The 8,943-nt window shown below is 70.4% G+C and carries 10 protein-coding genes; 2 read left to right on the top strand and 8 right to left on the bottom strand.

Annotated elements, in window-relative coordinates:
- Positions 1-684, top strand: a 684-nt coding sequence (locus tag GWK61_RS50300) for a hypothetical protein (RefSeq protein WP_228564298.1), incomplete at its 5' end; no start/stop codon positions are given.
- On the top strand, positions 681-1,859 hold the full coding sequence (locus GWK61_RS50295) for a hypothetical protein (protein WP_194921007.1): 1,179 nt from the start codon (positions 681-683) through the stop codon (positions 1,857-1,859). The genes GWK61_RS50300 and GWK61_RS50295, both read left to right, overlap by 4 nt.
- 113 nt (positions 1,860-1,972) lie before the next feature.
- On the opposite strand, the gene gatB is transcribed toward GWK61_RS50295, so the two are convergent.
- From gatB to GWK61_RS50255, 8 genes are all read right to left on the bottom strand, one after another.
- Positions 1,973-3,499, bottom strand: a complete 1,527-nt coding sequence (gatB, locus tag GWK61_RS50290; RefSeq protein ID WP_194921005.1) for an Asp-tRNA(Asn)/Glu-tRNA(Gln) amidotransferase subunit GatB — start codon at positions 3,497-3,499, stop codon at positions 1,973-1,975.
- A complete protein-coding gene (locus GWK61_RS50285; protein WP_194921003.1) occupies positions 3,496-4,140 on the bottom strand; it encodes a DUF4276 family protein in 645 nt (214 codons plus the stop codon). Before GWK61_RS50285 ends, gatB begins: the two co-directional genes overlap by 4 nt.
- Positions 4,140-5,339: an AAA family ATPase gene (locus GWK61_RS50280; RefSeq protein WP_194921000.1), complete on the bottom strand. Its 1,200-nt coding sequence runs from the start codon at positions 5,337-5,339 to the stop codon at positions 4,140-4,142. The genes GWK61_RS50285 and GWK61_RS50280 overlap by 1 nt, the downstream gene beginning before the upstream one ends.
- A gap of 36 nt (positions 5,340-5,375) precedes the next feature.
- Positions 5,376-5,603 carry a hypothetical protein gene (locus GWK61_RS50275; protein ID WP_194920998.1) on the bottom strand — a complete coding sequence of 76 codons (228 nt, stop codon included), beginning with the start codon at positions 5,601-5,603 and terminating at the stop codon, positions 5,376-5,378.
- On the bottom strand, positions 5,600-7,120 hold the full coding sequence (gene gatA / locus GWK61_RS50270; protein WP_194920997.1) for an Asp-tRNA(Asn)/Glu-tRNA(Gln) amidotransferase subunit GatA: 1,521 nt from the start codon (positions 7,118-7,120) through the stop codon (positions 5,600-5,602). Before gatA ends, GWK61_RS50275 begins: the two co-directional genes overlap by 4 nt.
- Before the next feature lies 1 nt (position 7,121).
- The gene (gene gatC, locus GWK61_RS50265) at positions 7,122-7,433 is read right to left on the bottom strand and encodes an Asp-tRNA(Asn)/Glu-tRNA(Gln) amidotransferase subunit GatC (RefSeq protein WP_194920995.1); all 312 of its coding nucleotides are present in this window, start codon (positions 7,431-7,433) and stop codon (positions 7,122-7,124) included.
- 139 nt (positions 7,434-7,572) lie between these two features.
- Positions 7,573-8,412, bottom strand: coding sequence for a PhzF family phenazine biosynthesis protein (locus tag GWK61_RS50260; protein ID WP_194920993.1), 840 nt, complete (start codon positions 8,410-8,412; stop codon positions 7,573-7,575).
- Positions 8,413-8,553: 141 nt separating this feature from the next.
- Positions 8,554-8,730 carry a hypothetical protein gene (locus GWK61_RS50255; protein ID WP_194920991.1) on the bottom strand — a complete coding sequence of 59 codons (177 nt, stop codon included), beginning with the start codon at positions 8,728-8,730 and terminating at the stop codon, positions 8,554-8,556.
- Positions 8,731-8,943 lie beyond the last annotated feature (213 nt).

Below are 8,943 nucleotides of genomic sequence, written 5' to 3'. Positions count from 1 at the left end.
GGGTTCGGGATTCTGGCCGTGACCGGGACGTCGAAGGACTCTGCGACAGCTCGCGGGCCGGTGGCGCCGACCGCATCGCCCGTGACGCCGACGTCGCCGCAGCCGAGCGTCACCTCCGGCGTGCGACCGGACGGCACGCACTATGGCAGCGTGAAGGACTTCCTGCTCCCGATGCCGGCCGGGTACGTGCCGGGCCCGGACGAGGGCGGACTCGGCAACGACTCGACGATCGCCCCGGACCAGGCCGACCCGACGGTCGCGCTGCTGTTCGGCACGCTGCCGGCGTCCGACATGAGCAGCGCGAAGGGCGCGATCGCCACCGGCGGGATGAGCGACGGCGCGGTGCGCACGTACGCGGACGCCTCCGGGACACTGGACATCGCGGTGACCGTGCTGCGCCTGAACCCGGCGCAGGCGGCGGAGAGCGCGGGCCAGTTCGAGCGCGTGGTGAAGCAGTCGCACGCCTTCCGCACCGGGCCGCAGGTGCCCGGCCACCCGGAGGCCCTGTGCGTGCTGCCGGTAACGCACGTCGGCGACCGGCTGGACACCATGACGTGCCTGGCGACGGTCGAGGACACCTTCGCGATCGTGCGCGCCGAGGGCACGGTGCCGCTGGACACGAACGCGGTGACCGAGCTGTTCGGGCAGCAGTTGGACACGCTGAAGGGCGGGCTGGGGACGTGAGCGCGCAGGACGATGTGCTGGCGGCTTTCGGGGAGCTGCCGAGGAAGACGGCCGGGGCGGGGGCTGAGGAACAGGCCGAGGCGGGTGCGGAAACCGGGGCAGGCGCGGCCACGAGCGAGGGGGCATCGGAACTCGGGCAGGCGTCGGCAACTGAAGAGCAGACCAGTGGCGATGGCGAAGAGGCAGGCGGCGATCGGGCAGAAGTCGGCGCAGAAACCGGGGCAGGCCCAGCCAATGCGGCGGGCGGCGAACCGGAAGAGGCGAAGCAGGTCGGTGGCGGTCGGGCCGAAATCAGCGGTGAAGTCGGCGGTGAAGTCGGCGGTGAAGTCGGCGCGGGCGAGCAGGTATCAGAGCCCATCAATGCAGCCCCCAGCCAGCCGCACCAGCCGTACCTCGACCCCGCAGCCTTCTTCGCCGAGCTGCAAGCCGAGTCCGCGCCGCAGCCGAAGCCGAGCCGGCGGCGCCTCCTCCTCCGTTACGCCGCGGCGCTCGCTCTCGCCGGTGCCGTCGGTACGGGCACCGCCTTCGCCGTGAGCCTCCCCCGGCGTACCGACGTGCCGTTCCTCGCCACGCCCGGCGATGGCCGCTACACGTTCCCCGCTGCGGCACGGCCTGCGCCGCCGTCGGGCGAGCCGGTGCCCAACAACGGCAACAACATCGGGCAGGTCCATTACGGCGATCTGCGTCAGTACCTGCTGCCTGCGCCGACCGGCGTTGTGCCCAAGGAGGACGGTTGGGAGCGCGTCACGGACTTCGAGTCCTCGCTCGCCGGGTCCGATGTGTCCGACCACCTCTACGACGCGGGGTTGCGGCACGTCGCGTGGCGCGGGTGGACTGCGGCGGACGGGCAGCACACCGTCGTCGAGTTGTTGCAGTTCCCTGATCATGAGGCGGCGTCCGACGTCGAGAGCATGCTGGACAACGCTTCGTTGGCGAAGGCGGGCAAGCCGGAGGGCGGCGCGCCGCAGGTGACGGTGCGGCCGTTCGGCGACCTCACGCAGACGGTCACGGTGCACAAGTTCGATCAGGTCGACGGGCTGCCGGGGCAGATGGAGCGGCGGGTCGTGTTCGCGAGCGGTGATGTGGTCGCGATCGTCACGACCACCGCGCCGGCCAAGGTCTCGGATCTGACGACCGAGCAGGTCGCGATGCTCCAGGCCGAGATGCTGCGCTGAGGCGCGCGAAACCCATAGAAGACCGCAGCGGGCCGTCTCCCGGCCAAATGGGAGACGGCCCGCTGTGGTCGATCGTGTCAGAACATTGAACGTGTCAGAACGTTGAAAGCCACTCAGCCCGAAAGCCGCTCCAGCAGCAGCTCCCGCACCCGCGCCGCGTCGGCCTGGCCGCGCGTCGCCTTCATCACGGCGCCGATCAGCTGGCCGGCCGGGCCCTGGTTGCCGCCGCGCACCTTCTCGGCGGCGTCCGGGAACTGGGCGATGGCCTCGTCGATGGCCGCGAGCAGCGCGCCGTCGTCGCTGACGACCGCCAGGCCGCGCTTGTCCACGACCTCCGACGGGGAGCCCTCGCCGGCCAGGACACCCTCGATCACCTGGCGGGCGAGCTTGTCGTTCAGCGTGCCCGCGCTGGTCAGCCGGACCAGTTCCGCGACCTGCGCCGAGGTGATCGGCAGGGCGCCGAGGTCGACCTCGGTCTCGTTGGCGTGCCGGGCCAGTTCGCCCATCCACCACTTGCGGGCCTGGTCGGGGGCGGCGCCCAGGGACACCGTCTCGACGATCAGGTCCACCGCGCCGGCGTTCAGGATCGACTGCATGTCGTGGTCGGTGACGCCCCACTCGGCCTGCAGCCGGTTGCGGCGCACGCTCGGCAGCTCCGGCAGGGTGCCGCGCAGCTCGTCGACCCAGGCGCGGGCCGGGGCGACCGGGACCAGGTCCGGCTCCGGGAAGTAGCGGTAGTCCTCCGCCTCCTCCTTCACGCGGCCCGGGGAGGTGGTGCCGTCGTTCTCGTGGAAGTGGCGGGTCTCCTGGATCACCGTGTCGCCGGCGTTCAGGACGGCGGCGTGGCGGCGGATCTCGAAGTGCACGGCCCGCTCGACCGAACGCAGGGAGTTGACGTTCTTGGTCTCCGAGCGGGTGCCGAACTTCTCGCGGCCCTTCGGGCGCAGCGAGAGGTTGGCGTCGCAGCGCATCTGCCCGAGCTCCATGCGGGCCTCGGAGACGCCGAGCGCCTTGATCAGCTCGCGCAGCTCGGCGACGTAGGCCTTGGCGACCTCCGGCGCGTGCTCGCCGGTGCCGGTGATCGGCTTGGTGACGATCTCGATCAGCGGGATGCCGGCCCGGTTGTAGTCGACCAGCGAGTAGTCCGCGCCGTGGATGCGGCCCGTGGCGCCGCCGACGTGCGTGGACTTGCCGGTGTCCTCCTCCATGTGCGCGCGCTCGATCTCGATGCGCCAGGTCTTGCCGACGGCCTCGACGTCGAGGTAGCCGCCGAAGGCGATCGGCTCGTCGTACTGCGAGGTCTGGAAGTTCTTCGGCATGTCCGGGTAGAAGTAGTTCTTCCGCGCGAACCGGCACCACTCGGCGATCTCGCAGTTCAGCGCCAGGCCGATGCGGATCGCGGACTCGATCGCCTTGGCGTTCACCACCGGCAGCGAGCCCGGCAGGCCCAGACAGGTCGGGCAGGTCTGGGTGTTCGGGTCGGCGCCGAAGGCCGTCGGGCAGCCGCAGAACATCTTGGTGACGGTGCCCAGCTCGACGTGCACCTCCAGACCCATGACCGGGTCGTAGGTGGCGAGGGCGTCCTCGTAGGTGGGGAGAGAGGTCACGGTGCGCGCACCTGTCGTTGTCGTCGTGGTCATTTCTGGTATCCCATCTTCTCAAGCGCCTGTGCCATCTCGTCCCACCAGCGCTCGAAGGAGGGGACTTGACGGAGCCGGTCGAGGTCGAGGTCGGCGGCGACGGCCGCGTACAAGTCGGGACGCTCTGCTTGGAGTCTGCTCCCGGACCTGCGCCGTCCGGCTGCGGTCGCGGCCAACGAGTTCAATGCTTTCTTGGGGTCGGCGACGCCTTCGACGTCTTTCGCCCGCGCGGCCGTCGCCTCGATCACCACGGCCGAAGGCACTCCGACCGCACGTGCGAGCGTGGCGACATCGGCGAGCAGCCATGCCTCGGTTTCCCGCACCGGGACGACGGCGACGAACGGCTCGCGGCGTACCGCGGTGACGTCGCGGCGGACTTCTTCGACTTTCGCCTGGGCGGACGCGGCCGGCGCTCCGTCGTGGTGGTAGAGCACGACGTCGAAGCGGGGCAGCTCATCGAGCGCGTCGATGATCGTGTCGGGGCGCTGGTGGTCCGCCGCTGCCACCTCGACCTCGACCTGTACCTCGACACGTCCACCATCGCAGAGCCGCTGGATCGCCCGCCGCAAGAGGACAGGCAGGAACCACTCGTCTGAGGCGCCTTCGCAGACGAGCACGGCGAGCAGGAAGCGGATCGGCATCAGTCACGCAGCTCCCCGCCGGTCCGGAAGCGCTCGACGCTCGCCGGACGCAGCGGACCCCAGTCCGCGGTGCTGTCCTTCGCCACCGATTCGCCGGCTCGACGGGCCCGCGTCACGCGGCGCCGCCTTCCCAGTCCCACCTGCGACACGGCGTCGAGGAACACCACGTTCTCCGGAGGCAGCGCGTCGAGCACGACCGGCGAGTGGCTGGCGAGCAGCACTTGCATGGGCGGCACGGACGGATCGCCTGCTGACGACCCCGTAACCGAGGCGATGGCCCCAAGCAGTTTGCGGAGCCGCTCGGGATAGACACCGTTCTCGGGTTCATCGATGAGGAGCGGACCGATCTGGAACGGATCAGCGAGTGCCGCAAGGATCGCGAGCGTCCGTAGCGTGCCGTCGGAAGCGATCGCTGCCTCGTAGGCAGGCTCGTCCTCGGCGGTGAACTCGATCCGGATGTCCCGACGAATCCGATCCTCGGTGACGGTGAAGTCGGTGACGTCCGGGATGATTCCGTGCAGCACCTGCCGGATCTCACGGAGCGCGCCGTCTGGGTCGTCTTCCGTCTGCGTGTGATTCTGGATCTGAAAGAGGTAGCCAGGTAGGCCAGAACCGTCCGGAGCCAGGTCGTAGCGTTGCCCGATCGTCGAAAGGCGACGCAGCGCCGAAGATTCGAACTGGCACGCCCGGAGCCCGGCCAGCTCCGCGAGCAGCTCGCCCCACGATCCCAAACCCGCGACGGCCGAGGAGCGCGAATCAGGGGTTTGCGCGGTTTCAGCCGGCACGATTCGCCCGTTGCTGCGCCGCAGTGTCTGCGTGAAGTCCGCCGGCCCCGACATCGGCTTGAAGAGCTCGACTTCGTGGATGAGTGCGCGCTGCCCACCGGTCTCGCCCCACAAGACCTGTGTCTCGTACCGCATCGGACGCGAGTTCGAACCGTCCGCGAACTCCACCGCGAAGCGCATGGTGTCGACGCGAGAGCCGTCCGCGTACTGGTGAAACAGGCTCTCGGCATCGCCACGGACCGCCTCGATCGCATCGAAGAGATCGCCCTTCACCGACGCCGCCAGGAAGCGGAACGCGTCGATCAGGTTCGACTTCCCCCCGACGTTCGTCCCGATGACCGCGGTGAAGGGGCTCAGGTCCAGGCTGAAATCGACGAACGACTTGAAGCCGTCGACCTCGATTCTGGTGATCACGGTGCCCCCTCACCGCGGATCATCGCGGTGCTCATCTCAGGACTCGACCTTTCGGGAGGACTTACGGGCCCGCAGGACCTGGAGCACACCGACGGCCAGGGCCGCACCCGACACCGCGGCGTCGGCGAGCGCCAGCTTGTCACCGTCGGCGCGCGCCTCCTTGAAGCGGCGCAGCAGGACCGGGGCCAGTGTCACGGAGCTGCCGATGGCGAACAGGGTGCCGAACGTGCCGAGCGGCTTGGAGTTCTTGGACTTCTTGCTCACAGTGACGGCACCTCCTCGATCAGCGGGTGGCCCCACTTGGTGTTCATCGCGGCCTCGACGGCGGCGCCTACCCGGTAGAGGCGGTCGTCGGCCATGGCCGGGGCGATGATCTGCAGGCCGACCGGCAGGCCGTCCTCGGGGGCCAGGCCGACCGGGACCGACATGCCGGCGTTGCCGGCCATGTTGGTGGGGATGGTGCACAGGTCGGCCAGGTACATCGCCATCGGGTCGTCGGCGCGCTCGCCGATCTTGAAGGCGGTGGTCGGGGTGGTCGGGGAGACCAGCACGTCCACGTCGGCGAAGGCGCGGTCGAAGTCGCGCATGATCAGCGTGCGGACCTGCTGCGCCGAGCCATAGTAGGCGTCGTAGTAGCCGGAGGACAGCGCGTAGGTGCCGAGCATGATGCGGCGCTTGACCTCGGGGCCGAAGCCGGCCTCGCGGGTCAGGGCCATGACTTCCTCGACGCCGTTCACGCCGTCGTCGCCGACGCGCAGGCCGTAGCGCATGGCGTCGAAGCGCGCCAGGTTCGAGGAGCACTCCGAGGGCGCGATGAGGTAGTACGCCGGCAGCGCGTAGTCGAAGGACGGGCAGTCCACCTCGACGACCGTCGCGCCGAGGTCGCGCAGCGTCTGCACAGCCTCGTGGAAGCGCTGGCGGACGCCCTCCTGGTAGCCCTCGCCGTCGAACTGCTTCACCACGCCGATGCGCATGCCCTCGATGTTCGCCAGCTGTGCGGCGCCGACGACGTCCGGGACCGGCAGGTCGATGGAGGTGGAGTCCATCGGGTCGTGGCCGGCGATCACGGCGTGCAGGAGCGCTGCGTCCATGACGGTGCGCGCGCAGGGGCCGCCCTGGTCCAGGGAGGAGGAGAAGGCGACCAGGCCGTAGCGGGAGACGCCGCCGTAGGTCGGCTTCACGCCGACGGTGCCGGTGACCGAGGCCGGCTGGCGGATCGAGCCGCCGGTGTCGGTCCCGATGGCCAGCGGCGCCTCGAAGGCGGCCAGCGAGGCCGACGAGCCGCCGCCGGAGCCGCCGGGGATGCGGGTCAGGTCCCACGGGTTGTGGGTGACGCCGTAGGCGGAGTTCTCGGTGGAGGAGCCCATCGCGAACTCGTCCATGTTGGTCTTGCCGAGGATGACGATGTCGGCCTCGCGCAGCCGCCGGGTGACGGTGGCGTCGTACGGCGGCAGCCAGCCCTGCAGGATCTTGGAGCCGCAGGTGGTCGGCACGCCCTTGGTGGTGAAGACGTCCTTGAGCGCCAGCGGCACGCCGGCCAGCGGGCCGAGCTCCTCGCCGCGGGCCCGCTTGGCGTCCACCTCGGCGGCCTTGGTCAGCGCACCCTCGGCGTCGATGTGCAGGAAGGCGTGGACCTTCTCGTCGACCTTCGCGATGCGGTCCAGGTGCGCCTGGGTGACCTCGGTGGAGGTGACGTCGCCGTTCTTGATGGCGCCGGCGAGCGCCGCCGCCGTGCTCTTCGTCAGATCTTTGGTCAGATACAGATCGCCGTCGAAAGTCATCTCAGTCCTCCCCGAGGATGCGCGGTACCCGGAAACGCTGGTCCTGCGCGGCCGGCGCTGCCTGGAGCACGTCGGCCGGGTCCAGGCACGGCTGCTCCACGTCCGGCCGGGTGACGTTGACCAGCGGAAGCGCGTGCGAGGTCGGCGGGATGTCCTGGCCCTGACCGAGCTTCTGCACGGCCTCGCTGACACGGGCCACCGAGCCGAGGATGACGTCGAGCTGCTCGGCGTAGTGCGCGAGCTCGTCTTCGGACAGGTCGAGCCGTGACAGGAGCGCCAGGTGGGCGACCTCTTCACGGGTGATAGCGGGCATATGCGCGGATCCCTACGGTGTGGACTCTGCCTGGATTCAGAAGGCGGTTTCGGACAACGTAGCCATCCTACTTCGGGGGTGTCAGGTGACTTTCCGTCACGGGGCGGGGACGGCGCGCCGGATCGGCCTGTGCCAGAACCTAAGCCAGCGCGACAGCCGTCCCGGAGACCGAGATCCCGCCCTCGCCGGCCGGGATGCCGACGGTCAGCAGGCTGGGCCGTCCCATGTCCACACCCTGATGCAGGAGCACCGTCGCGGGCACCGGCACCAGGTCCAGCTCCCGCAGGTAGCCGCCGAAGGCCGCGGCCGCCGCGCCGGTGGCCGGGTCCTCGAAGACGCCGCCGACCGGGAACGGGTTGCGGACCTGGAAGACGTCCGGCGATTCGCGCCAGACCAGGTCGATCGTGGTCCAGTCGTGCCGCAGCATCAGGGCGCGCAGCGCGTCCATGTCGTAGTCGAGCTCGGTGAGGCGGGCCCGGCTCGGGGTGGCCAGGATCGGGTGCCAGGCGCCGCCGAAGGCGATGCGGGGCGGGAACGCGTCGTGCAGGTCGCTCGCGGTCCAGCCGAGGATGCCGAGCAGTTCGGCCAGGACCGGGCCGCGCAGGTCCTCGGACTTCGGCGGGACGCTGACCAGGGTGGCGGTGAGCGTGCCGTCGGGCGCGGCGGCGGTGTGGACCGGGACGGTCCCGGCGCGGGTGTTCAGCGTCAGATCGCCGACGCCGTACTGCTCGGCGTAGGCCACGGCGGTTGCGATGGTCGCGTGGCCGCAGAACGGGACCTCGGCCAGCGGGCTGAAGTAGCGCACGTCCATGACCCGGTCGCGGTCGGTCGGCAGGAGGAACGCGGTCTCGGAGTAGCCGACTTCCGCGGCCGCGGCGAGCATCGCGGCGCCGTCCACGCCGCGGGCGTCGAGGACCACGCCGGCCGGGTTGCCGCCGGCCGGGTCGGAGCTGAAGGCGGTGTAGCGAAGGATGTCCACGCCTGAACCGTAACCGGTCGGTGCGGCGGGGCGGCAGATCCACTTCGCGGCGGGTGGACCTCAGGCGGTGGCGGCGAATCTCGGGCTGCGCCGTGCCGTGCCGCGCCGGGGCCTCAGGTTGTGCTGTGCCGTGCCGGGGCCTCAGGCCGTCCCGAGCCGGAACAGATCCCGCCCCGACGACTCGCCGTCCGCGCCGTCGGCGTCCAGCGCGCGCCGCACGATGTCCCGCGCCGCCGCCAGCTCCGCCGGATCGACCCGGTGCGGGCCCGCGTCGGCGAGCGTGTCAGGGGCCTTCGCCTCGCGTCTGAACCATTTCATGATCAGCCCTCTCCCAGCGCGTCGTCACCGACGTTAACTCGGCGCCGCGGTCCGGGCAAGCGGACTCCGTCGTCCTGCGGTGCATCACCTAAGGGCTCGCGTGAGAACTACGCGGTGGTGTCCGAGAGATCCCCTGCCGGTTTGTGATAGGCCCGCAGGGTGCTGACTGAGGATGAGATCGCGTCGCGGTTCGCTAGGATCCGGCCGTTCCTG

The organism is Catenulispora rubra, assembly GCF_015356825.1.
Taxonomy (GTDB): Bacteria; Actinomycetota; Actinomycetes; order Streptomycetales; family Catenulisporaceae; genus Catenulispora; species Catenulispora rubra.
This window is presented reverse-complemented; position numbering and strand designations above follow the sequence as displayed.

Coding starts and splice junctions, on each gene's coding strand:
- gatB (WP_194921005.1), bottom strand. CDS start 3,499: ATGACCACGACGACAACGACAGGTGCGCGCACCGTGACCTCTCTCCCC.
- gatA (WP_194920997.1), bottom strand. CDS start 7,120: ATGACTTTCGACGGCGATCTGTATCTGACCAAAGATCTGACGAAGAGC.
- GWK61_RS50285 (WP_194921003.1), bottom strand. CDS start 4,140: ATGCCGATCCGCTTCCTGCTCGCCGTGCTCGTCTGCGAAGGCGCCTCA.
- gatC (WP_194920995.1), bottom strand. CDS start 7,433: ATGCCCGCTATCACCCGTGAAGAGGTCGCCCACCTGGCGCTCCTGTCA.
- GWK61_RS50255 (WP_194920991.1), bottom strand. CDS start 8,730: ATGAAATGGTTCAGACGCGAGGCGAAGGCCCCTGACACGCTCGCCGAC.